Consider the following 25,368-nt stretch of genomic DNA (forward strand, 5'->3'; position numbering starts at 1 on the left):
TTATATCATGAAGTTTAATATTTTCAAAAATACAGTTTTATTATTTGTTTTAGCAATCATTTCTTGCGCGTCTAAAGCGAAAAATGAAAATGTTGAAAATTTAGTCCATAACAATACCATAAATGAAGCCACTCAAAAAGCTTCAAAGGAGGCTAAAATTATAGTAGGCGCCAATCAAACAGAAAGATACCTGCCTTTATTACATGGTAAAAAGATTGGTATAGTAGCTAATCAAACTTCGGTGATATTCAAAAAGGATCAAACCTATACACATCTTGTTGATTCGCTTCTTACATTAGAAGTTGATATTCGAAAAGTTTTTGCTCCAGAACACGGCTTTAGAGGACAAGCTGATGCAGGAGAAGTGGTAAAAGATGGCATCGACACCAAAACGAAACTACCTATAGTTTCCCTTTACGGAAAAAACAAAAAACCTTCGGCCGAACAACTTAAAGGTTTAGACCTCGTGATTTTTGACATTCAGGATGTTGGAACCCGTTTTTACACTTACATTTCTTCCTTACATTATGTTATGGAAGCCTGTGCCGAACAACATATCCCTATGCTCATTTTAGACCGTCCAAACCCGAACGGAAGGTATATTGACGGACCTATTTTAGAAAAAAAGAACACCAGTTTTGTTGGCATGCATCCCATTCCGGTGGTTCACGGTATGACCATTGGTGAATACGCAAAAATGATAAATGGTGAAAAATGGTTAGCTGGCGAAATGAGTTGTGAACTCACCGTGATTCCTGTAAAAAATTACAATCGCGAGGTAAACTACAGTCTCCCTATAAAACCGAGTCCGAATTTACCCAATGACCAATCTATAAACTTATATCCTAGTTTGTGCTTTTTTGAAGGCACTAATGTGAATGCTGGTCGTGGTACCAGTAAACAGTTTCAAATATTTGGGAGTCCGTTTTTAAACCCGTCGGTTTTTAACTACCAATATACCCCGGTAGCCAATGAAGGCGCGAAATATCCAAAACATCAAAATAAATTATGCTACGGCAAGGATTTATCTGAAGAAAAACAACTAGACCACCTAAACCTTTCATGGCTTATTGAGGCTTATCAAAACACAAAAAACAAAGCTGATTTTTTCAATAACTTTTTCATCAAATTATCAGGCACTTCAAAATTACAAGAGCAAATTGAATCGGGTGTAAGTGCGGAAGCTATCAAAGCTTCGTGGCAAAGTGGCTTGGAAGCTTTTAGAAAAACACGTGAACAATATTTGATATACAAATAGATGCCTAAATAGTGGACATCTATGTATTTAGATTCAACCGATCCGTTTTTTCATGGCTTCAACGATATTAAAAGCTGCGGGACAAATATTCACATTTTTTAATGTTAGGTTTGAAATCTGCTGAAACTTTTTTCTGTCGGTATGCGGAAATTCACGACAAGCTTTAGGTCGCACATCGTAAATAGAACAATAATTATCGGCTCCCAAAAATGTACAAGGCACGCTTTGCAAAACATAATCATTCTCCTCGTCGATACGTAAATATTGATCTATAAATTGCTGGGGTTTCAACCTGAAAGATTTAGCTATGCGCTCAATATCCTTATCTGTAAAGAGCGGCCCTGTGGTTTTACAGCAGTTAGCACATTCTAAACAATCGGTTTTTTCAAACTCATCTTCATGCAACTCCTGCATGATATAGTCTAAATTTTTAGGCGGTTTCTTTTTAAGCTTGGCGAAGAATTTTTTATTCTCGTTATGCTTATCTTTGGCCAGCTTTGGAAGGTTGTTTATAATATCCTGCATGGTGCAAAAATAATCCTTTTGATGATTAGATGAAATATTACACCGAGTTTCACAGTGAATTTCACGCAGAATCACGGCGTTCTGATGTTAAGATAATATTTTTAACTCTGTGCATCTCTGTGTGACTCTGTGTGAAAGAAAAAATATTTAGTTATTATATCGGGGAAAATGTTTTCGCTTTCGCGGAAATAAAAAAAGAAAATTACTTTATGAAAGACCTTTTCGGAAAAGCTTTATTAGACTATCAAAATGGGAACTACACCGAAGACCTCATGACCTCAACCCATATTTCTGATGAGGACAGTTTACCACTACCCTATTTATTCCGCGATTTTAAGAGCATGCCTAAATTGGAACAAGAAGCTTTAAAATTAAGCAAAGGCAAAGTTCTAGACGTTGGCTGCGGTGCTGGAAGTCATAGTTTATATTTACAAAACAAAGGATTAAAGGTTAAAGCTATTGATGTTTCACAAGGCGCTATTGAAGTCTCTAAATTACGAGGTGTTACCCATACCGAAAACAAGGGCCTTTTAGAAGAAACTGAACAATTTGATACCATTTTATTACTTATGAATGGTACGGGGATTTTTCAAGAAACCGCTAAAATTTCACAATACTTACAGCATTTAAAAAGTCTTTTAAAGGCAAACGGACAAATTCTTATCGATTCTTCCGACATAAAATATATGTATGAAGATGAAGATGGTGGTTTTTGGATGGATATGAATGCTGGTTATTATGGCGAACTTGATTATTTCCTTTCATATAAAAACGAAAAAGAAACCCCAATGAAGTGGTTATATCTCGATTTTGACACTTTAAAACTAGCTTGTGATACGGTAAATCTAAAGTGTGAACTGGTTCTTGAAGGTGAACATTATGACTATTTAGCGCGTTTAACTTTGTAACCTTGTAACTTAACTTCTCGACTCCGCTCGAAGACCGTAGGTACAAACTCTGTGAAGCTCGATGTTAAAACTCTAAAAAACACCCCCAAGCCCCCTCAAGGGGGTATTGACAGCAACCTTACATTTAACGTTAACCAAAATTGGTAGTAGTATTTTCAAACACCAACAAAAGTCTGCTAGAGAAATTGTCCCCTTGAGGGGACCTTAGGGGTGTTTTAAAGAAAAGCTACAAAAACGACCTCTTTCAAACTTAGCGTCCCCTTTGTTAATCAGCAAATTACAACTCTGAAATTTTGAGCCTTTGTAACTTTGTAACTTTGTAACTTTACAACTCTACAACCTCTTATATCCCAAACTTATACGTGGCGCCACCAAGAATTTGTAATCCTTGAACCTGGTAGGTCTGCCATCTATCGTAACTGTTATTCGTTAGGTTATTGGCTTTTATAAAAATGGTTAATTGGTCGTTTACATGATAACCACCATAAATATTAACATCTAAATACCCGCCAACATCAATGGTTTGTTCGTCTGGATCTGAATCTAAACTTCGAGCATCTTTACGTTGTCCCATAAAGAACATATTAAGCCCTGCGAACCAATGTTCATCAATTTGATAATCCGCAAATAGGGATCCGCTTAAATTAGGTAAATTCCAAGCCTCGGCTTCAGTATCAGAATCATAAAGAAAATAATCGGCTTTCACTCCCAATTTCACGTTGTCATGCACCACAGCATCCAAGGCTCCTGAAAGTCCGAAACTCGTCACATCGTCATAAACAACACCAAAGGAATTTCCGTATTCATAATCATATACCCCCGAAATATCCTTAATTCGATTGGCTTTAAAAAGCGCTTTGTTTTTATCTGAAATATAGTGTCCGCTAACATCATAATTAACATTATTGGATAACTTCCCTTTTATACCAACAAAAGCATTATAAGCCTGATTAGTTGGAGTGATCTCCAATGTAGGCGAGACAAACGGATTTTCATTTGCAAAATCGCGGTACGTATTCTGGTTTAAACCACCTGTTACACCGCCATAAGCCACTAACAACTGATTTACGATACCGTAGGATGCCAAAATATTGGGGTAAAAATAGAATTTACTCTCACTGTTTTGCATATCATTAAAATAGGTAACCGCCACCCCAAGATTGAAAGTAAAATCAGATTCCTTAAGTTCGAAAGTTGGTGTTGCTGTCACTTGAAAATTACTAAACTCATACAGCTCATCGATATCATACGATCTATCAAAATCACCGCTTAAATAATCAAATTTAAAAGGAATAGAAATTTCAGAATAGTTAATAGGAATATCGGCTTGACCCTCTAAAACAACGCGACTTTCAGATGAACCTTTGTTATCAAAAAAGCGTTGTAAAATCACATTGGTTTTATTAAAATAAGAATCTTCAAAAGTCACATGACCTCCAAGATGGGCGTCATAAAAAGAGTGTCCCACATCTAAGTAATACACCAAAACATTATCGCTTGCAATAGGCTCTGGAATACCATACCAGTTATAAAACTGATGCTGAAACCCACCTGCAATACCCCAAGTTAAATCTCTTGATTGGGAATTGTAATGCAAATTTATCTTAGAATTTGAAAAACTGCTTGGCACAACTGCATCATCAATCCCGCCGTTGGATGAGTGATGACTTAAATACCCTCCAGCACTTTCATAACGACTAATCATATGATTCACGTAAGCTTCTGCCAATACGGTTCTATAATTTCCACCGCCTAACGAGGCATAATTATCGTATAATTTGGTTCGTTTTTTTCGTTGTAGCAAAGTCGCATTCGCTTTTGAAGGCGTAAATGTTGAAGCTACAGGAATTGAAAAAATATTGTACTGAATCTCCTTTTTAGTATCGGTAGTTTCATCTTCAAGTCTTGGTGTTTCTTTCACTTTAAAAGCGTCAGAAATTGTAGGCACGTAAGGCTTAACAACATCAATCACTCCGGTTTGTAAAGTATCGTTTTCTTTTCGTTGAGAAAAACCAACTGTAATGCTTAATAAGAAAACAACTGAAAATATATTTTTTATGTGCTTGCGCATTGGTATCGTTTTACTTTTATAAATAAATTAATCTTCTGAATGAATTGAGGCATTCGTTTTAGCTTCTTCTTCCTTAACTTTTGCTAATTCTTCTGAAGCTTCTATAACAACATCATCAAACTCTGAAAAGTTTTGAATAACACTTTCTAAAATGTAAGTGGCTTGAAAAGCATCCTTTAAAGCATAGAAATTCTTAGCCATAAGCACTAGACCTTTGGCGCTATAATATTTATATCCTGAAAAATCTTTAGCTAATTTTTGAACGGTTTCATTTGAAGCTTCAAATTCCCCTTCTGCATTTTTAAAATACGCGTTATAGTATAGAGCTTCAGCAGCTGTTTCGCCTGTGGCTACTTTTTCAACTTTTTGATATGCGGCTTTAGCTTTAGCCTTATCACCTGTTTTCATAGCCGATCGAGCAATAATAATATGCGCATCACTCTGAATTTTAGTATCGGCTTTAGAATTTGCCAATACTTTTTCTGCATAGGATACAGCTTTGTTATAATCGGTCATTTGATAATAAGCTTTCATCAAATTCGATTGAGCAAAAATAACGTTATGCTGGAATCGGGCTTCTCCCTCTAACCTCAACAACAATGGTGTAGCGCCATCCCAATTTTTATTATTCAATTGGTATTGAGCAAGTTTTGTTAAGGCTTCTTCGGTAAACTGACTAGGAGCCGCGTCTACAACATACTTATAATGTCCAGAAGCATTGTCTGGTAAATTTTGTTTGGAGTACAATTGTGCTACATAAAAATGGGCGTTTAAAGCATTTAGCCCTTTCGGGAATTGTGCCAAATAACCATTAAATTGTTTAATAGCCTTTTCTGTGTTATTGTCTAAATATTGTTTCTCGGCTGCTTCATAAGTAGCATTATCCAAATCGACATCGGTAACCTCTACATAATCTAAGGTTTTCACCCATGTGGCGTATTGATCAACTTCACCCATATCAATGTAAATTAAACGAGCGGTCGACACAGCTTGCACGGCCTCTGGACTACCTGGATATTCGCTGGCTACCTTTTTAAATTTTGTAAGAGCCTTAGTATTATCACTAGCATTGTAATACACCAAACCTTGACGCAGTAAAGCTTTAGGCACGAAAGAACTCATTCTATACTCGGTACTTAAAGCGTTGTAAGCCCCCATGGCTTTATCAATCTGGTTTTCTTTAACATAGGAATTCCCTAACTCATACATGGCATCGTCGCGCAGTTTAGACTTCGGATAATCCTTTACAAACTGATCTAAAGCTTGAATCTTTTTGGAAGCATTCCCCATATACCCGATACTCATAGCTCGTTGAAATGCTGGATAATCTGAATTTACTTTATCCAATGAAATCGCCTTGTCGTAAGCAGAAATGGCTTTATCGTAGGATGTAGACACGAAATACGCATCACCCAAACGTAAATACGCATCGTTGAGTCGCGCGTTATCACTACTAGTTCCAGAAACAAAACGATTAAAATATTCGGCCGACTGTTCGTATTTCTTCAATTTGAAGTACGTGTAAGCCATATTGTAATCAAGATTATCAACTTCCGGAATCTCTAAACCTTCAGCTTGCTGTTCAAACTGCTTGAAACTAATCAGCGCATCGTCATAATTAGTTAGGTTATAATCTGATTCAGCTTTCCAAAAGGTAGCTCTTGTAGTGTATTTAGGCTCTCTAGGTTCAGACAAAGAGTTTTCAAACATCTCCTTGGCAGCGATAAATTGACCTTCATCATACAGTTCTAAACCACGGTAAAAAGTCACTTTTTGGTAAGCCACTTTACTTTCAAAACTGCTTTTACTTTTTAGCAATTTTAAAGCTTCTTTGTAGTTTTTAGAGGTGATGTAAGAATCGACTAAAAGAGATTCAATTTCAGCTGTATGCGTCGATTTTGGATATTTTTTCAAGTAGCCCGTTAAAACCTGCGGAGCCGACTCGTATGGGTTCCCGATTTCATAACTAATTTTAGCATAATTTAACCAAGCATCTTCCTGAATCTTCGAATCGAAAGTCATATACGAAGCCGTTCTAAACGCATTTAGAGCCTCTTGTTTTTTATCTAAGTGAATATAACTCTCTCCTAAATGGTAATAAGCATTTTGGGTAGTGGGATTATTGCCTTCAACAATTTTATTAAATTCAGAAACCGCATTAGCATAATCCTTTTTCATGTAATAGGCATAGCCCAATTGGTAAAAGTCAGTGTTCGTCCACTTTCCCTTTTTACCCTCATATGCCTTTAAATACGGAATCGCTTCGTCGTATTTTTTTAAGTTAAAATAACTTTCACCTATAATTTTAGAAAGCTCGGACACTTCTTCTGGGGTGCTGGAATCCAAGCGTTCTGTAGCCATTTGAATGGCCTTTTCGAAGTTACCAAGCTTAAAATTTAAATCGGCTTGATAATAAGACATCTTTTCTTTGTAGCGTTCTTGATTACTTACCTGATCGAAATAAGCCGTAGCCTCGTCGTAATCGTCGCCTTGATAAGCCATATGCCCAATATAGTATTTGGCTTGTGAGCCATACTCTTGAGAATTTTCAACTTTGTTAAAATACTTTTTAGCATCGTCGTATTGCTTAGTTAAAAACGCGGTGTACCCTTGATTAAAATAAACACGTTCTTGATCGGCATAACTTAAAGCCTCCTCATCAACTTTAGCATACCATTTTCTGGCATAAGCGTATTTGGCGTTATCGAAGTAATAATTGGCCACATCAACATAAGCGTTGTTGCGCTTACTACTTGTAGGATAGTCTTCTACAAAATCTTCAACCATTTGCTCGGCTTGCTGTTGGTTTAGACGTATAGCGCAATTTGCTGCGTAATAGGCACAATCGGCTTCAACATTCAACTCCTTGGTCGTTTCCTGAACTTCTTGAAAAAGCGCTTGTGCTGCTCCATATACCTGATTATTGTATAACGAAACGGCTTTTTGGTAGTCTGCCAGAGGATTCGTGTAGGTGGCAGATTCTTGCGCTATTATTTGTAAACTAAAAGGTATTGCCACTAATAGGGATACCATATTTTTTTTAGTCATTAATAATTTGGTTTTAATTTAAACTCAAAGATATTTAATACAGCTTTTATAACGCAACAATCTTCGTATAATTATAAACCGATTTATTAAATGATTTAATTTATTGGAAATAAACTATCGTTTTACACGTTTTACAGTTTCACTTTTAAGTTATACATTTACGACACTAAAAATAATCGCGTTATTTCATGTCCAATCCCATTTTACAATTAAAGGAGGCCTCTATTTATCAAGGCGAAAACCTCATACTTTCAGATGTTAATGTTGAGGTTAACAAAGGTGATTTTGTGTATTTAATTGGAAAAACGGGAACTGGTAAAAGTAGTTTTATGAAAACCCTTTATGGCGATTTACCTTTAACAAAAGGCGATGGGCATATAGTGGATTTTGATTTAAAAACTCTTAAAGAAAAAGAGATTCCGTTTTTAAGACGAAAGCTAGGCGTTGTCTTCCAAGATTTCAAACTACTTACCGACAGAACGATAAACGACAATCTTACATTTGTTTTAAAAGCTACTGGCTGGAAAGACAAAAAAGAAATGGCTGCGCGTGTCGAAGAAGTTTTAACAAAAGTAGACATGAAAACGAAGGGTTTTAAATTCCCGCATGAGCTCTCTGGAGGCGAACAACAACGTGTAGCGATAGCTAGAGCTTTATTAAACAAACCTGAGCTTATTTTGGCCGACGAGCCTACAGGAAATTTAGATCCGCAAACGAGTATTGAAGTGATGGAAGTGCTTCAAGATATTAGCAAAAATGGTAATACTATTTTAATGGCCACTCACGATTATGCCTTGCTTCTAAAATATCCGAGTAAAACTTTAAAATGTGAGGATAATGCCATATTTGAGGTGGTTCAGCGCAAAGGGTAAGGCTTCTAAAAATTTCATCTAGTGTATACTTAATACGCACATGTAATTTAAACACTAAAACATTCCTTTTAGAATTACGAGCAGTTACAAATCAAATAATAAAGAAAAGTAAATTTTCACCTTATCTATAGGATTATTTTTTATAGATATGAGGGTTTTTTCTCAAACCTTTCTTAAAAATTTTCCGAATCAACATTCTTAAATTAGCATCAATATCTAATACAATATTAGTAAAAGTATCTTCCGGTCTGCCTCTGTATTTTGTTACATGAAATTTTTCATTTTCTTTTAATGGATTGTCACTGAAATAATAATTAGAGATACAGCACCGTTGGGCATTAACTTCAACTTTATTTACAGAATGCCATGACGTATCATTGGTTGCCATAACCACTAACCTATTAAACTTACTTTCTATAACAATAGGCTTTTGCTTAGGTCCATTTGGCCAGACTTCGAGGTTCCCACCATTTTTAAGTTCCCAATTAGGAGACACATAATATAATAGATTTAAAACACGCCAACGTTTGCGCTCTGCGTCATGTGAATTATCTAAATGCGGATTTAAAAAATTATCCTGATCCATTAAAGAAAGTCCTCCTGCATATAAAGAATCGTCAGCGTAGATGGAATCAATTTCACATATTTCACCAATTAAATTAACAATAGACTCATCCTGAAAAGCATAAAGCACCTTCTCTAACAACGGGTTATGCTTATCCATTTGAGCAGACACATATTTATATTCTCTAATGGTTTTCAAGCATCGCATGTCACTTTTAGCAGGAAACACATTAAAGCATTCTAAAGCTAATTCTTCTGGCAAAATATTATCAATATAAAAGTAGCCTATATTACTTTTTGAAGAATCGTAAAGGTGTTTTATCTCTTCCTTGCTGCTATTAATCTTATCAAAGATTAATTTTACAATCTCTTTATTTTTCAATTTCAAAAAATTTAATTATGCAAATTAACTCTTTTACATCAATAATTTTTATAATTAAAATGTATTTTTACGTTATTTTTCATTCAGCATGCTATCTATTCTCATCCCAACTTTTAACTACGATATAGTCTCCTTAGTGTTAGAGGTTCGAAAACAAATTTTAGAAGCAAAGATTGATTTTGAAATTATAGTTCTAGATGATGGCTCAAAATCTTTACTAAACAAAAAAAACAGTAGTCTAAATAAATTTGAGCATTGCAAGTTTGAAGCACTAAAAAATAATATAGGTAGAAGCGCGATAAGGAATTTATTGGCACAAAAAGCGCAATATGAAAATCTATTGTTTATTGATGCAGGGACGCTTCCCAAAAGCAATGATTACATAAAAAACTATTTAAAATATCTAAACAAAAACATTGTTATTGGAGGAATGACTCACAAGGCTGTTGCTCCCAAAAAGCCCTTTAAACTTAGGTGGTTGTACACAAAAAAAAGAGAAAGCATAAACAACAACAAAGTATTTTGCTCGTCTAATTTTCTTATCAAAAAAAGTGTTTTTTCCAAACACCCTTTTGATGAGAGTTTAAAAAAATATGGTTGTGAAGACGTAGTATTTTTTAATAACTTATTATCAAATAATATTAAAATTTTACAAATTCCGAACCCTGTTATTCATGACTGTGAGGATAGTGCAAATACTTTTATTTCTAAAAGTGAAGAGTCAATAGAAAATTTACTTTATTTACTTGAAACAAAAAAACTACCAATCGAATCTTATAAGCTTTCTATCATTTATAAAAAGATTGAAAAATTAAAGCTAAAAAAAACTATTGCCATTTGTTATAAAATATTTAAACCTGTCTTAATATTAAATTTTAACTCTTCTTATCCATCACTCATATTTTATGATTTTTATAAACTTGGATATTTATGCACATTAAAAAAATAAAATGACTCCGTACTTTTCTGTAGTAATTCCGCTTTATAATAAGGAAAAATATATTGAAGCTACATTATTAAGTGTTTTTAATCAGACCTTCAAAAATTTTGAGATCATCATAATAAATGATGGATCACAAGATAACAGCATAGCGATTGTACAAACTCTTAATGACCCAAGAATTAAACTTTACTCAATAGAAAATCAAGGCGTATCGTTTGCAAGAAACCTAGGAATCAAAAATGCTTCGTCTAATTATATTGCACTATTAGACGCTGACGACCAATGGTACCCCAACCATTTACAAACCATGCATGATTTAATTGTAGATTTCCCCAATAAAGGTTTGTATTGCAGTCGTTACGAGTTCGTGTTTAAAAATAAAATTGCAAAAAAATCAAAATTAAAAGATATACCTGAGTTATATAGAGGTCCCATTACCGATTTTTTTAGTTCAAACCTTTTTGATCCTATTATTCACACATCTGCTGCGGTTATTCCTAAGCATATTTTTAGCGAGGTTAATTTCTTTGACACGAATTTAAAATCTGGGCAAGATACCTATTTATGGATTCAAATCGCCTTAAAACACGATATTGTCATTAGTAATGCCATTAGTTCCAAATTTGTTAAATATGCCAACAGTCTTTCTAAAAGTCAACACACAAAAGGCCGTATTTTCATTTTAGATAAGTTTAAAAAGCAAGAAGAAAACAACAGTGCATTCCACAAGTACATGGATATGAATCGATACGCTATGGCATTAGATTATAAATTACACAATCAGCAAGCTCTAAGCCATTCCATATACAAGGCTATCAATAAAAAAAATCTAAACTCGAAACAAAAATGGCTTTATGGATTACCTTCTATTTTTATAAAACATTTATACAAACTAAAAAACAGCTTGGACCATATGGGCGTATTTTTCCATCTTTACAGATAAGTTTTGCTTGAAGTGCTATTTTAACAACATTTTCCATTTTTCCGCAATATGTTCAATGTCAAATTTTTGCACACTTGGTACCGCTTGGCTTTTAAACATTTGAACCAATTCGGTGTTAAACACCATAGTTCTTAAAGCCTGAGAAACTTCCTTTTCATCGTACGACTTTAATAAGATACCATTAACACCATCATCAATAATATCAGAAGGGCCAGTCAAGCAATCTATGGCGAATACAGGCGTACCAACAGCCAAAGACTCGATTAAAACCATTGGAAATCCCTCGTAAAAACTGGTTAAAACAGTACAAATAGCATTTTTCATGTAGACATAGGGGTTCTCATTGAAAGATTCAAAAACCACTTTATCATCTAAACTCAAATCTTTTACAAGCTTTTCATAAAACGGCTTATCTAAACCATCTCCCAAAAGCATCAATTTAACACCTGTTTTAAAAATTTCTGATTTCGCGTATGCCTGAATCAGCAGGCTTAAGTTTTTGCAATGCTCTTCCAATCTGCCGCAAAATAAAATATAGGGGAAATTAATATTTAAACGAACAGTTCCCTTTTCTTTTAAATCATTTAAATCCACTGCATTTTCAATACAGACCACCTCTTTATTCAAATGAATATCGTTTACTAAGGCTTGCAACTTTTTATTTACGGCAACTATTTTATAGGCATTATTTAACAACCATTTTTTCAATTTAGGCTGTGCTGCAACTTCCTTGATATACGAAAAACTATGAACAACATAAATAACCTTAAAACCTCTATAAGCGTATTTACACATAGCAATTTCGTTAAGAATACTATTGGTACGCATTCGATTATCTATGATAAAATCAAATTGATTTTTTACAAGGTATTTTCTTAAAATTTTGGTGCGGTCAATTTTATCTGAAAAGGTATTTTTACTATCATCTTTAAATTGCCCAAGATTAAACAACTTCCCGTTATAATTGTAACTCACATGATTGCTAATGGGGACTATGGAAACATCGTATCCCAAATTAGAGAGCATAATAGATTGCATGGCAGCCGATTTACCAGCGCCTCCTATGCCTAATGATGGTGTTATAATACAGATTTTCACAACTTGATATTTGCCTTTTGTACCAACGAGTCGTAATTCTTTCCATTTAAAATATTACGACGCGCCTTTTTAAATGTTTCACTAAAAATACTCTTTTCTAAGTTCACTGATGTATCGGTAACCTGACAGAGGTGGGCAATGCTATGATATAAGGCATTCGTTTGGTAGGGCCGATCAGAATTCCTAACAAAACTATCGTGATTTAAATTTTTAAAAGTTTGCGATTGCCACAAAACAAAAGGTATTTCGAACATAGGAAGCGAGCCCACATCGTCGGTATGACCAACAAAATCCATAGTATCGTAAACTTCCTCACCGTGATCGGAAAAATATAACAAAGCACTATTTAATTCTTGTTTTTTTAAGGCTTCAATAAAGGAGGAAACAACATAATCGTTATATAAAACCGCATTATCGTAATTGTTTATAGTTGAATTCACTTCCTTTCCCGAAAAAACCGATTTGGGTTCTGTATTAAAGTGTTCAAATGCCTTTGGGAACCGGTATTTATAATTAAAATGAGTCCCTTGTAAATGAATAAACACGACTTTTTTATCTCCTTCATCTGCCATAACATTTTCCAGATAAGACAATATCTTTTCATCAAAAATTTTATTATCCATATACGTCGATGTGGTTAAATACTCTTGTTTATCACAGGCTTTAGCTACTTTTGAAACAAAACTCTCAAAAACTCCTATCGGGTTTTGATTGGATATCCAGTAGGTTTTAAAACCTCTACTATTTAACAGTTGCACTATAGATCCTTTTTTATCATCAACATCGATGGTTAATGCCTTTTTTAGAGTTTCTACGGTTAGGGCATTCGGACTAATAACATCGTTATAAACCACTAAATCATCTTTCATGGCTGATAATCTAGGAGTTGTTTTTCGATAATAACCATAGAGTTGCATATGTCTTCTTGACGTTGACTCCCCTATAACAATAGTAATAATCTTTTTTGAGTTTTCGGTAGCTGTAGCGCTAAAAGGTCCTAGCCGATCTTGAAAATAATTATCATTGTCATAAAAAGAATCTCGCTTTAAATCATAAACCGCTTTAGCCACAATAAAAGGTAAGTTTTCGCGTCGCGTATAACTCACTAACATTAGTCCTACTGACAATCCCAAAAACAGAAAAATTCGATTTCTTTTAGTCTTTATTATGGTCGTAGGGTTAAAAAAACGCTTAAAAGAAAAGAAAAAGAACACCGTAATTCCCATCAATACCGTCAATAAAAACATTACCCGAGCATCTATATAAAAATCTAAAAACTCTTTGGCTTCTTGAGTATTGGTTTGCATAAACACAAACACCGATGAGGCATTAAATTTAGAATTGAAAATTAAATAATAGCCCGTTTCAAAACTAACCATAAAGACTATACCTAAGAAAACAAACTTGGCATATAAAAACCTGAATTTTTGACTCGCTATACCACTTATAGGAATGCTTAGAATAAAAGCAAATAAAATATTTTCTAAGAAGTTGTAAAAGCGTTCTACATAAATGTGACTATAACCTATTTCAAAAATAAAACCAGTGAGAATAGGTAGTAAAATAGCAATATAGAAATGGGCATTTTTAGTCTTCATAATCTGTTGATTGAATGATATCTTGTTTCCTAAATAAAGGCTTTTTAAACACAAATAATAAAACGAGCAAATAGACAAAACAAGCCAAAGTATGTGCTTGTACAACACCCTTTATTCCAAACAAATCAATAAAATAAATGCTAATAAAATAAATAAGCGACATATAAATAACTTCACAAAGGATATAGGGCCATACCATTTTCTTGGCTAAAAACTGATATGAAATTACCAAAAACATAATTCTGAAAAAATCGCCTAACAACTGCCATAAAAACAAATCTTGCATAGGCAAAAACGCTTCTGTGAGCACTATTTTTATGATGAAATACCTCAAAAAATAAATGGCCAAATAACAGACCAGAACTACTGGCAATACTGTTTTATAAAAGTTAAATACCACCAATCTTAAACGGCTGTTTTTTTGAGAAAGCTCGGGCAACACATACATCTGAAACAATGAGAATACAAAGAGCATAAAATAGTTTGAAATTTTTCGCATGCCTTCCCAATAACCTGCTTGATCTACCCCTATGTGCTCTATAACATAATTTCGAATACCTAAATAGACCAAAGGAGCCATGATTCCAGAAAACAGTGTCATTGAAAAAAAAGATACAATCTTTAAAAAAAAATCTTTTGAAACCGAAACTATCGAAATACTTTTAAAAATTTTTATAAGTAATTTATACTTAAAAAAAAGGGTTGCAAACAATACAAAAGGAGTCATAACCATGGCAAGAAGCGCGCCTTGCAACTGATTGATGTACATCAAATAAATAATTAATATGGCTGTCGCAATGGCTGCTATTATATTTATAAGAACGATAACATGAACCTGTTTTAAACCATTGTATATAGCGATAAAAAAAACTTGTAAGGAAAATAAGGGCACCATAAACGCTGAAACCCTAAACAAATAGGTGTACGTTTTGGTATTGAAGACAAACACGCTAAATGTATTAGAAAACACCAATAAGACGAAGGATAACAGCAAACCGATAGACAGCGCTACAAAAAATCCTGAAGACACTATTTTTTTAAATTCATCCGGATCGTCTTTATATTCTGAAACATATTTAATGATGCCATTTTTAAAACCTAAAGAGGATAAATTTTCGACCGACTGTGTGAAGTTGGATAAATTTCCAGTCATGGCCATACCTGAAGGACCAATGAAAATAGCCGTAAATTTAGAAATTACAAAACCTGTTATTAATCTAACTAAAACACTTAAAGAGTTTACAGATGCCACCCGAATAAGTTCATTAGATTTAAGCTTATTAAGTCCCCCTTTAAACATGCTAATTAAGATCTTTTAAATTTGTCTTCGTTTATCTCCCCCTCCTTCAACACCAAAAAGTGAGCCTCCAAAGATGAGTAAAACGATACCAAAGTACATCAAATAACTCACAAAATGCGCAATAACGGCCCCTTGAATACCATTAAATAAATTAATAAAATAGATACTCGAACTATACAACGTAATCATTAAAAAGGCTTCGGTTAATACATAATGCCAAAACATTTTTTTTGCCAAAAATTGATAAGCAATTACAATGGACAAAACTTTAATAAAATCACCTAGTAACTGCCATAAAAATAAATCTTCTACAGGCTGAAACTCATCGGTAAAAACTACTAGCACTATATATTTTCTAAGCAGATAAATTAGAAAAAGTCCGATGACTAGAAAAGGAATCATACGCTTATAAAAACGAATCACAGCCTTTTTAAATTGAATGACCTCCTTGAATTCCGAAAATCGGGGTAATCGATAAAGGGTGATTAACGCCGTCACAAACATTAAATAGTACTTTGAAACTCGCATCATAGCCTCCCAAAAACCTGCATCTTTATAGCCTATGTTTTCAATAATATGTGTTCGAATAGCAAGCGCTACTAAAGGTAATAACACCCCTGAAAAAAAAGCCATAAGCACAAACATGTGCATTTTTTTCAAGTACCCAAAACTAAACATACTAGCCTTAATGAGCGGCACTAAACTACGTCTATTAATAATACCCACTAAGGTAATAAGAAAGATTAATGATTCAGAAATAACCACCGATATCAGAGCGCCATCGATTTTGTTTTGGAAAATTAATATTAGAGTAATAGAAACACTTAAAATCTGGCCAATAATATTAATTACAATTAGGATTTTATATTTTGAAAATCCGTTCATTATTGAAAATGAAAACATATTCAGAATATAAAAAGGTAAAGCTATGGCGAAGATTTTAATCACATAGGCATAATCGTTATAATTGGGAAAGACCAGGTCATTAATCCAATCTGCCTTGAGGTAGCAAAAAAAACACACCATAACGGTGCACACAAACCCAGCGTAAAAAACCGAGGAAATAACTTTACTGAGCTCGGAGATACTGTCATTAAACTTACCTACATATTTAACAATGCCTTTATAAAGCCCACCAGACGCCACTGTTTGGGAAGCTTGCACAAAATTGCGTAAATTCCCAATTAGTGCTAATCCTTCGGCTCCAATAAATACGGCAATAGCTTTAGAGGTTAATAGTCCGGCTACAATTCTTGTGAATACGGCAAAAATTTGTAAGGAAGCAATTTTTACTAAAACCTTGCTTTTTATATAGTCTATTAATTCCTTCAATTAATGGTTTGGTTTGGTTAATTAATTGATATTTTAATCACACTCCTCTTGTGTGATTAACACATAAAAAGACTAATTATTGGTCTATTATCAATTTATAAGAAACCAAATATACAAAATCATTTAAATTATAAGGGTTCTTTTGAAGTTGATAAAACAGCTAGAGTTAAAGCGTTTAAATTACTAGCTTTTTCGAAAATACAGATAGTAAATATTAATACAGCAGATCGCTGAATTGGTAATAATAATGGGTAATGAAGAAGGACTTAAGGCTATGCCATAAAACACGAATAGTAAACACCCAACGGAGTTTACTATTCGTAATTTTTTAACAGATGTCATTAGGAAGGAAATCAAAAGGACAGCCATAGCAAGATAGCCAAGCCATTCTACCCAAGCGATTCCTAAAAATTCCATCTATCTATTATATTGATTTATTTCTTTTACGTTCAACCTCTGTTAAGTAGATTTTACGAATACGTAAGAAGTTTGGTGTTACCTCAACATACTCATCTTTCTGGATATACTCTAAAGCTTCCTCTAGAGAAAACTTAATAGCAGGTACAATTTTAGCTTTATCATCGGCACCAGAAGAACGTACGTTACTTAACTTTTTAGTTTTCGTTACGTTAACCGTCATATCATCACCACGTGAGTTTTCACCAATAACTTGACCTTCATAAATATCTTCACCTGGATCTACGAAAAACTTACCACGATCTTGTAATTTATCGATAGAGTAAGGAATCGCTTGTCCTTTTTCCATAGATACTAACGATCCGTTTTGACGTTCTGGAATACCACCTTTTAATGGTTGATACTCTTTAAAACGGTGTGCCATAATCGCCTCACCAGCCGTAGCCGTTAATAATTGATTTCTAAGTCCGATAATCCCTCTTGAAGGAATAATAAACTCACAAACCATACGGTCACCTTTAGCTTCCATACTTAACATTTCACCTTTACGCATGGTTACCATTTCTACAGCTTTACCAGAAACAGTTTCAGGTAAATCGATAGTCATCTCTTCAACAGGCTCACATTTAACACCATCAATTTCTTTAATGATTACTTGTGGTTGTCCAATTTGAAGTTCGTAACCTTCACGACGCATCGTTTCAATTAAAACAGATAAATGCAGTACCCCACGACCAAAAACCATGAATTTATCAGCACTATCAGTTTCGTTAACTCGTAAAGCTAAGTTTTTCTCAAGCTCTTTTGTTAAACGGTCTTTAATATGACGAGACGTTACAAACTTTCCATCTTTCCCAAAGAAAGGTGAATCGTTAATTGTGAATAACATACTCATAGTAGGCTCATCGATAGCAATGGTTTTTAAACCTTCAGGATTTTCAAAATCGGCAACCGTATCACCAATTTCAAAACCTTCTAATCCAACAATCGCACAGATATCACCCGTTTGAACTTCGTCTACTTTTATACGTCCAAGTCCTTCAAATACATGAAGTTCTTTAATTTTATTTTTAACGATACTGCCATCGCGTTTCACTAGAGAGATGTTCTGACCTACTTTAAGCTCACCACGTGTTAAACGTCCAATAGCGATTCGTCCTGTAAAAGAAGAGAAATCTAAAGACGTAATTAACATTTGCGTTGTACCTTCTTCAATTTTAGGCTCTGGAATATGCTCGATTACCATATCTAATAATGGTTCGATATTATCAGTTGGCTTTTGCCAATCGTCACTCATCCAGTTATTCTTTGCAGAACCGTACACTGTAGGGAAATCTAATTGCCATTCTTCAGCACCTAATTCGAACATCAAATCGAAAACTTTTTCATGTACATCATCAGGTGTACAGTTTTCCTTATCAACTTTGTTTACAACCACACATGGTTTTAAACCTAAGTCAATAGCTTTTTGAAGTACAAAACGCGTCTGTGGCATAGGTCCTTCAAAGGCATCAACTAATAATAATACACCATCAGCCATGTTTAAAACACGTTCTACTTCACCTCCGAAATCGGCGTGACCTGGTGTATCAATGATATTAATTTTAGTATCCTTATAGATAACAGAAACGTTTTTAGAAGTAATTGTAATACCTCTTTCACGTTCTAAATCGTTATTATCAAGAATTAAATCTCCTGTGTTTTCGTTTTCACGAAATAACTGACAATGATACATGATCTTGTCAACTAACGTAGTTTTACCGTGATCTACGTGTGCAATAATTGCAATATTTTTAATAGTAGCCATAAAAGTGCCTTAATTTGAGCATGCAAATGTACTTAACATTTTACTTATTTTATTACAATTATTGTTTTTATTATTTTTTAATAATTTTTCGCATCTGCTTAGTATCCCCAGCTTTAACCTGCAAAAAGTAAATCCCGTTTTGTAGCGTTTTTAAATCTAAGGTATATTCTAATGCTTTTCCTGTTATTATTTTGTTTTTTACAAGTTTACCACTGATATCAAAAACTTGTAATTCATTAATAGACTCACTTGCTTTTATTGTAAGTACATCTAATACAGGATTAGGATACAACACCAATTCTTGACCAACAAAATCGTTATTTACCGATAAGCTTGCTGTAGTATATTCGATAACCAAACGTGGTGCCGCTGTTCCATCAAAAGCTTCGGCTTCACGCTCTCCACTTCCTGAGATTACAAAAGTTATGGCATTTAAAATCTCCCATCCTGATTGGTCAATCACTTCTTGAACTAGTGCTTTTAAATCTGGAGTCCTATGGCTTTCCTCCGAACGACCTATTTCTTCGGTGGTCCATGATGGAATATTATCCCAAGCCACGCTAGATACCCCTAACGTTCTTGAAGATATATTACCATTAGTAGCTGCAAAAGCTTCAGAATTAGGATGCAATTCTGTTTTAATGATTAAGCTTGTAGCATCGTCATTATCATCATCAACCGTAAATTGGATGTAAGCGTTTGTTATTAATGTGTTTTCAGGTAAATGAATATCTGTAAATCTAATACCTACCAATTGATTTGTTGAACCACTTTCGGCGATTAATTCCAAATCGGTGCTAGTTATATCCATTTCTCCCGTAGAAACTTCTTCTTCAGCATCATTATTGGCGTTGTTTACAACATACTCTAAACTTCCGCTTTCAGAAATCCCTACACAGTTACAATTTCCATCTTCAATATCGAACATGGTGCTATCATCGCCATCATCACAAAGCGTGCCTTTAGGCGCACATGGTGTTTGATAAAACAATTTTAATATCGGAGCTGCTGATCCATCAAAAGCCTCTGCCACACGTTTTCCTGAACCTGAGAAAATAAACGTCACAGCGTTACCTGGCATCCAGTCTTGTTGAGAAACTATTTCATGTACAATATCTGTTACATACGGCGTGCGTTGGTTTATACCTGCTTCGCCCACTGTTTCCCATAAAGAAACTGTATTCCAAAGTGCGGCATTACTTGTAAGCGCACGAGATGAAATATTATTTAAATCTGATGTAAATGTAGCACTCGCTGGAGCCAACTCGCCATGAATCATTAAATTGGTTGGATCTTGATCCATGTCATCTTCATCCGTAGTAAACTGAATATAAGCTCTATGAAGTGTCCCACCATCTGGAAATTGTACATTATTAAAACGTACCCCCACCACTTGATCTTCACCATCGTGTATAAACTCTAAATCTGTACTTGATACATCAACTACACCTGTTGATAAAAACTCTTCGGCATCATCACTAGACGACAATACTGAAAGCGAATCTTCTTTAACATCATCGGGAACACCAACACAGTTACAAAAACCATCTTCTTCATCGTTTATCGTTAGAGCATCACCATCATCACAAGGAGTACCAATCACCGGACAGTTATTTACTAAGGCATATTCAATGATTAAAACGGGCGCATCTTCTTGATCACCATCAAAAGCCTCTGCGGTTCTTTTTCCTGTTCCAGTAATGAAAAATGACATGGCATTAAACGGACTCCAACCTGGCTGATCCACAATTTCTTGTACAATACTATTTAAATTTGGTGTTTTTTGAGCTTCACCTGCATCGTTTACATTTTCCCATGCTGGCACATCTAACCAATTTACAAAGGCGCTTGTTTTAGTTCTATTAGCAATATCACTATTCGTTTCTGTAAAAGCAATACTATGATTTGTTTGTTCACCTGTTATGATTAAGCTTGTAGGATCGCTTCCCGTTTCATCTACAGTAAACTGAATATTAGCATTTAAAATGACAGCCCCTTGAGGTACCGTAATATTATTAAATCGAATCCCTACGGTTTGATTAAATTGATCGGCAAAAGAATCGTAAACCAACTCTAAATCCGAACTATCAATATACATCGCCACACCGGTTTCTGCTTGTTCCGCATCATCTTCGCGAGAATTTACTTGAAAGGATACTGTATCCTCTTCCTTAATTCCAACGCAATTACAATTACCATCTTCTAAATCTATGGTTGTTGTATCATCACCATCATCGCAAGGCGTTCCTACAGCAGGACATGGTTCTTGATAAAATAATTTTAAAACTGGTGCTGCAAGACCATCGAAAGATTCTGCAACACGTTTTCCAGATCCTGAAAACATAAAGGTTATCGCATTACCCGTAACCCATCCCGATTGTGAAACAATTTCTTGAACAATGCTCGTTACATAAGGCGTACGTTGATTTATTCCCGTTTCGCCAACCGCATCCCATAATGGAATAGAATTCCAAGCGATACTATTAGCCGTAAGAGATCGCGACGTTATATTATTAGATGCTGTAGTAAATGTTGCACTCGCCTCTGCCAATTCGCCATGAATTACTAAGTTGGATGCATCCTGAGCCATAGCATCTTCCGTTTGAAATTGAATATATGCACGATACAAGGTCGAACCTTTAGGGATTTGTACTTGATCAAAACGTATACCTATTACTTGATCGTCTGCATCATGAATAAGCTCTAAAGTAGCGCTATCTAAAGAAACTACACCTGATTGATTCTCTTCAGCATCGTCACTACTTGCAGCTACAGGCACAGTAAGTTCTTCCAGTTTTTCGGTAGGTAAACCTTCACACTCACAATATCCATTTTCCTCATCACTTACAGTAGCATAAGTACCATCGTCGCAAACTGTTCCAACTATTGGACACGGATTGTCTATTTCATTTTCATTAGAAATAACAACAACAGCTCCTGTGTCTGGTGTAAAAACATTTAAATTATCTGGTAAAACAAAAGGATTATCATTAGCCGTACTTAATTCTGTAACCTCTTGCCCGTTATTAATATCTATGGTTCTTAATTCAATTTTTTGTTCATCAACAAAAATCAATTTAAATTGATTAAAAGCTCCTGAACTTCTTGTCCAACTTTTATCATCATTGTTGGTACGTAAAGGTGCGCCCCAACAACCTTCTCCAGTGTAAACAGTTCCTTTCTTTTCATCGATCACAAAACCTTCATCATGACCTTCCTCGCTTGATGGTTTTATTGGCCAAGTTGTTTTAGCGGTATGCGAATCGCAATCAACGACCAAGCGCACATCCTCATCATAAAATAACTGCGCCCAAGCGTTATAAATATTATTACCTTCAGATTTTCCAGAAGTATGAGGACGCATGGGTTTATGGTACTGTGCCATTTTCCAAGTTAGCTGGCTTGACGCAGCTAAATCGTTTTCTAACCATGTTAATTGGTCTCCTAAAACAGAAATTTCTGAATTCAAGGTATAGGTTCTAATTAAATTATTTCCCCAAGTTAAACCGTAATATGAATCGCTGGTTGGTGTATTAAAGAGCTCGAAAATAGAATTAGCACCTTCATGATTTCCTCGTGAAGGGATAATTGGAATCATTCGTCCATCGGTTGCGGTTGTTAACTGCCAATCATCAAACCAATCTTGCCATTCGGTATTAGTGTCATCATCTGTCATATCACCTCCAAACAACACCGCATGTGGTTTTAACTTGCTTACTAATATATTGGCATTTTGACGAGGCACACGATTGTTTCGAGAATCGCCTCCAGCTATAAAAAACAACCTGCTATTATCACTTGGTGCTGTTTTAAACCAAAAGCGTTGGCTCACCCCTTCACTGTCATTTACAACAAAATAGTAAATGGTGTCTGGAGTTAACCCCGATAGGTTTACAAACATGTTATGCATGCCTTTTGCTGTGGTCTCATGGTCAACCGTTTTAGAAAACGAATACATTGCGGCATTGGTACCTTGATCTACAGTACCATAATGCACCGTAGGATTTTCACCCGAAATCTGATTAAAAGCAACGGTTATTGTTGTTGCTGGGTCATCAACAAGTATGAGTCTATACTTGTCGTTGTTAGCATTTAAACATAAGTTAAACACTAATAAACAAAATGTTGTAAAAAGTAATTTTAGGTTCATTTGATAATATTTTGATGGTTGTTTGTAATTTTAAATAGTGTAAATGTTGCCAATGGCAGTAAACCATGAGGTATTCGATATATGGTTAAAAAGGCAGAATTATGTAATGTGCTTAAGAAAAAGTGACTATTAACACCAACAATTACCCGTGCGAAAGCGGTTAAAAATCCCCAAACTATGATATACATAAAGGCATATTTTGAGAGTTTGGGTAGAAATATTAAAACAGATGCTACCACATCTAAAAAGCCCACGGTAAACAGAAAATACTTGGCTTGAGTTTCGGTAACTTTTAGAATGGAAATCGTTAAATCTATAAAGTGCCCTGGCACATAAATTAAACCCATTGCAAAAAGGCCGTGTGGAATAAATGTTAATGCAATGGCTATTTTTAACCACAGCAGTGTGCTTTTCTTATTTGAAGCTTCCAAATCACCAGAAAACAATAATGCTATAGGAGCTGCTATTTGAATAGACAACTCAAAAAATTGAAGCGGATCGTAACTTTTTTCTTTGGTAAGACATATCCCTATTATAACTAACAGCAAAGTGCCAAGTATTATAATAGTCCTTTTTAAGACCTCAAACTTGATACGTTCCCAAAACAAGCTCAATAAAGCTCCTAGAAGAAAAATAAATGCCCCGAATTTCGTAAAGCTTTCAATACTGTTATTAACCGCTGCGCTCGTGGCATAATCTTGCCATGACATATTAAAAAACCCTTCAACAATAGGTGTTAATAAACTTTCGTCCCACAACAAGGCTCTAAACGGAGCTCCAAAAAAGAAAAATTGATAAGCTCTTCCAAAGAACACAAAAAAGACACTCAATTTTAAATAAAATAAATACTGTTTCATGACCGCCAAAATTAGAATTAGAAACTAATAAACCCGGTTATGTGTTATTAAGAATAAATTAAGAGTAGGTTACCTAAAGTCGTTAAATCGGACTATGAAATAATACATCTCATCACTTTTAGATAACATTCAAGTTATTTAAGCCTTTTCAAACAACCTCAACCCCTGAATTTCTATGGGGACAGTAAAATTTAAAGTTTAAATAATATAGTTTAATAGAAAGGTATTTAATGCGTAAATTTGCCGCATAAAAAATGAAGTCTATGAACCTTAACGACGTTCCTAAGTTAAAACACACCAATTCTAATAACTTCTTTTTGCTTTGTGGCCCATGTGCTATTGAAAGTGAAGACATGGCACTGCGTATTGCCGAAAAAGTTGTGAACATCACTAACAAGTTAGAAATACCTTATGTTTTTAAAGGGAGTTTCAAAAAAGCTAACCGCAGTAGAATTGATAGTTTTACAGGCATTGGAGATGAAATGGCTTTAAAGATTTTAAAAAAGGTTTCGGAAACTTTTGATGTCCCAACGGTTACCGATATTCATGAAGTAACAGATGCTGCTATGGCTGCGGAATATGTAGATGTACTACAAATTCCGGCATTTTTGGTGCGTCAAACCGATTTGGTTGTTGCAGCGGCAAAAACAGGTAAAGTGGTTAATTTGAAAAAAGGCCAGTTTATGAGTCCGGAAGCTATGAAACACGCCGTACAAAAAGTAATAGATGCTGGTAGTAATAAAGCATGGATTACCGATAGAGGTACGATGTTTGGTTACCAAGATATGATTGTAGACTTTAGAGGTATTCCTACCATGCGCGAGTACGCGCCAACGGTTTTAGATGTGACACATTCCTTACAACAACCGAATCAATCGGCTGGAGTTACTGGCGGTAGACCCGATATGATTGAAACCATAGCAAGAGCTGGAATCGTTAATAACGTTGATGGTTTGTTTATTGAAACCCATTTCGACCCTGCAAATGCTAAAAGTGATGGAGCCAACATGCTTCATTTGGATAATTTAGAAGGGCTTTTAACCAATTTAGTTGCCATTAGAAAAACGATTAATGCTTTGTAGAATTTATGTAGGTTTCCAAAGCGTAAAGTTTCATAGATACAGAGTTTCAAAGCTACAGAGGTAAATTTAGGAACTCTGTATTTTAATAGTGTTTATCAAAAACAATCATCCTGAGCTTGCCGAAGGACATTAGCAGATATAGGCTTAAAGCATTAGGCCGTATGTTTTAGGCCAGAGCCTCGCCATAGTGAACTTCTTAAACTAATCTAGTAC

General features: G+C 34.8%; 17 protein-coding genes. 6 read left to right on the forward strand and 11 right to left on the reverse strand.

Annotated features, from left to right (window positions below):
* Positions 1–7: 7 nt before the first annotated feature.
* Positions 8–1,258: an exo-beta-N-acetylmuramidase NamZ family protein gene (locus tag A6I66_RS10400; RefSeq protein WP_067148831.1), complete on the forward strand. Its 1,251-nt coding sequence runs from the start codon at positions 8–10 to the stop codon at positions 1,256–1,258.
* Between the two features lie 33 nt (positions 1,259–1,291).
* On the opposite strand, the gene A6I66_RS10405 is transcribed toward A6I66_RS10400, so the two are convergent.
* A complete protein-coding gene (locus tag A6I66_RS10405) occupies positions 1,292–1,783 on the reverse strand; it encodes a YkgJ family cysteine cluster protein (RefSeq protein WP_067148833.1) in 492 nt (163 codons plus the stop codon).
* A 209-nt stretch (positions 1,784–1,992) separates the two neighbouring features.
* On the opposite strand from A6I66_RS10405, the gene A6I66_RS10410 reads away from it, so the two are divergent.
* Positions 1,993–2,691 (forward strand): class I SAM-dependent methyltransferase, encoded by a 699-nt coding sequence (locus A6I66_RS10410; RefSeq protein WP_067148983.1) that lies wholly within the window; start codon positions 1,993–1,995, stop codon positions 2,689–2,691.
* 343 nt (positions 2,692–3,034) lie between these two features.
* Here the strand turns inward: A6I66_RS10410 and A6I66_RS10415 are convergent, their stop codons facing one another.
* Positions 3,035–4,762 carry a porin family protein gene (locus A6I66_RS10415; RefSeq protein WP_067148836.1) on the reverse strand — a complete coding sequence of 576 codons (1,728 nt, stop codon included), beginning with the start codon at positions 4,760–4,762 and terminating at the stop codon, positions 3,035–3,037.
* A gap of 27 nt (positions 4,763–4,789) precedes the next feature.
* Entirely contained in the window at positions 4,790–7,810 is a 3,021-nt protein-coding gene (locus tag A6I66_RS10420) for a tetratricopeptide repeat protein (RefSeq protein WP_067148839.1), read from the reverse strand.
* A 188-nt stretch (positions 7,811–7,998) separates the two neighbouring features.
* Here A6I66_RS10420 and A6I66_RS10425 point away from each other — a divergent pair, with 188 nt between their 5' ends.
* Positions 7,999–8,682, forward strand: a complete 684-nt coding sequence (locus A6I66_RS10425; protein ID WP_067148842.1) for a cell division ATP-binding protein FtsE — start codon at positions 7,999–8,001, stop codon at positions 8,680–8,682.
* A 133-nt stretch (positions 8,683–8,815) separates the two neighbouring features.
* Here A6I66_RS10425 and A6I66_RS10430 read toward each other — a convergent pair whose 3' ends face one another.
* The gene (locus A6I66_RS10430) at positions 8,816–9,628 is read right to left on the reverse strand and encodes a 2OG-Fe(II) oxygenase (protein WP_067148846.1); all 813 of its coding nucleotides are present in this window, start codon (positions 9,626–9,628) and stop codon (positions 8,816–8,818) included.
* A gap of 88 nt (positions 9,629–9,716) precedes the next feature.
* Here A6I66_RS10430 and A6I66_RS10435 point away from each other — a divergent pair, with 88 nt between their 5' ends.
* Together A6I66_RS10435 and A6I66_RS10440 are read left to right on the forward strand one after the other, a co-directional pair.
* Positions 9,717–10,577, forward strand: a complete 861-nt coding sequence (locus A6I66_RS10435) for a glycosyltransferase family 2 protein (protein ID WP_067148849.1) — start codon at positions 9,717–9,719, stop codon at positions 10,575–10,577.
* A 1-nt stretch (position 10,578) separates the two neighbouring features.
* A complete protein-coding gene (locus A6I66_RS10440) occupies positions 10,579–11,514 on the forward strand; it encodes a glycosyltransferase family 2 protein (RefSeq protein WP_067148852.1) in 936 nt (311 codons plus the stop codon).
* Positions 11,515–11,529: 15 nt separating this feature from the next.
* Here A6I66_RS10440 and A6I66_RS10445 read toward each other — a convergent pair whose 3' ends face one another.
* From A6I66_RS10445 to A6I66_RS10475, 7 genes are all read right to left on the reverse strand, one after another.
* Positions 11,530–12,612: a glycosyltransferase gene (locus tag A6I66_RS10445; RefSeq protein WP_067148855.1), complete on the reverse strand. Its 1,083-nt coding sequence runs from the start codon at positions 12,610–12,612 to the stop codon at positions 11,530–11,532.
* The gene (locus tag A6I66_RS10450) at positions 12,609–14,210 is read right to left on the reverse strand and encodes a sulfatase-like hydrolase/transferase (protein WP_067148858.1); all 1,602 of its coding nucleotides are present in this window, start codon (positions 14,208–14,210) and stop codon (positions 12,609–12,611) included. Before A6I66_RS10450 ends, A6I66_RS10445 begins: the two co-directional genes overlap by 4 nt.
* Complete coding sequence (locus tag A6I66_RS10455) at positions 14,200–15,510, reverse strand: O-antigen translocase (RefSeq protein WP_067148861.1); 1,311 nt, start codon at positions 15,508–15,510, stop codon at positions 14,200–14,202. The genes A6I66_RS10450 and A6I66_RS10455 overlap by 11 nt, the downstream gene beginning before the upstream one ends.
* Before the next feature lie 15 nt (positions 15,511–15,525).
* Positions 15,526–16,842, reverse strand: a complete 1,317-nt coding sequence (locus A6I66_RS10460; protein ID WP_067148863.1) for an O-antigen translocase — start codon at positions 16,840–16,842, stop codon at positions 15,526–15,528.
* 424 nt (positions 16,843–17,266) lie between these two features.
* Complete coding sequence (gene typA, locus A6I66_RS10465) at positions 17,267–19,066, reverse strand: translational GTPase TypA (protein ID WP_067148866.1); 1,800 nt, start codon at positions 19,064–19,066, stop codon at positions 17,267–17,269.
* 70 nt (positions 19,067–19,136) lie between these two features.
* A complete protein-coding gene (locus A6I66_RS10470) occupies positions 19,137–23,216 on the reverse strand; it encodes a T9SS type A sorting domain-containing protein (protein ID WP_067148869.1) in 4,080 nt (1,359 codons plus the stop codon).
* Complete coding sequence (locus A6I66_RS10475; protein WP_067148872.1) at positions 23,213–24,073, reverse strand: hypothetical protein; 861 nt, start codon at positions 24,071–24,073, stop codon at positions 23,213–23,215. The genes A6I66_RS10470 and A6I66_RS10475 overlap by 4 nt, the downstream gene beginning before the upstream one ends.
* A gap of 263 nt (positions 24,074–24,336) precedes the next feature.
* Here A6I66_RS10475 and kdsA point away from each other — a divergent pair, with 263 nt between their 5' ends.
* Entirely contained in the window at positions 24,337–25,155 is an 819-nt protein-coding gene (kdsA, locus tag A6I66_RS10480; protein ID WP_067148875.1) for a 3-deoxy-8-phosphooctulonate synthase, read from the forward strand.
* Positions 25,156–25,368: the final 213 nt, after the last annotated feature.

This window comes from Pseudotamlana agarivorans, assembly GCF_001642835.1.
Taxonomy (GTDB): domain Bacteria; phylum Bacteroidota; class Bacteroidia; order Flavobacteriales; family Flavobacteriaceae; genus Pseudotamlana; species Pseudotamlana agarivorans.

Coding starts and splice junctions, on each gene's coding strand:
- typA (WP_067148866.1), bottom strand. CDS start 19,066: ATGGCTACTATTAAAAATATTGCAATTATTGCACACGTAGATCACGGT.
- A6I66_RS10455 (WP_067148861.1), bottom strand. CDS start 15,510: ATGTTTAAAGGGGGACTTAATAAGCTTAAATCTAATGAACTTATTCGG.
- A6I66_RS10400 (WP_067148831.1), top strand. CDS start 8: ATGAAGTTTAATATTTTCAAAAATACAGTTTTATTATTTGTTTTAGCA.
- kdsA (WP_067148875.1), top strand. CDS start 24,337: ATGAACCTTAACGACGTTCCTAAGTTAAAACACACCAATTCTAATAAC.
- A6I66_RS10470 (WP_067148869.1), bottom strand. CDS start 23,216: ATGAACCTAAAATTACTTTTTACAACATTTTGTTTATTAGTGTTTAAC.
- A6I66_RS10410 (WP_067148983.1), top strand. CDS start 1,993: ATGAAAGACCTTTTCGGAAAAGCTTTATTAGACTATCAAAATGGGAAC.
- A6I66_RS10450 (WP_067148858.1), bottom strand. CDS start 14,210: ATGAAGACTAAAAATGCCCATTTCTATATTGCTATTTTACTACCTATT.
- A6I66_RS10405 (WP_067148833.1), bottom strand. CDS start 1,783: ATGCAGGATATTATAAACAACCTTCCAAAGCTGGCCAAAGATAAGCAT.
- A6I66_RS10425 (WP_067148842.1), top strand. CDS start 7,999: ATGTCCAATCCCATTTTACAATTAAAGGAGGCCTCTATTTATCAAGGC.
- A6I66_RS10415 (WP_067148836.1), bottom strand. CDS start 4,762: ATGCGCAAGCACATAAAAAATATATTTTCAGTTGTTTTCTTATTAAGC.
- A6I66_RS10440 (WP_067148852.1), top strand. CDS start 10,579: ATGACTCCGTACTTTTCTGTAGTAATTCCGCTTTATAATAAGGAAAAA.
- A6I66_RS10475 (WP_067148872.1), bottom strand. CDS start 24,073: ATGAAACAGTATTTATTTTATTTAAAATTGAGTGTCTTTTTTGTGTTC.
- A6I66_RS10420 (WP_067148839.1), bottom strand. CDS start 7,810: ATGACTAAAAAAAATATGGTATCCCTATTAGTGGCAATACCTTTTAGT.
- A6I66_RS10435 (WP_067148849.1), top strand. CDS start 9,717: ATGCTATCTATTCTCATCCCAACTTTTAACTACGATATAGTCTCCTTA.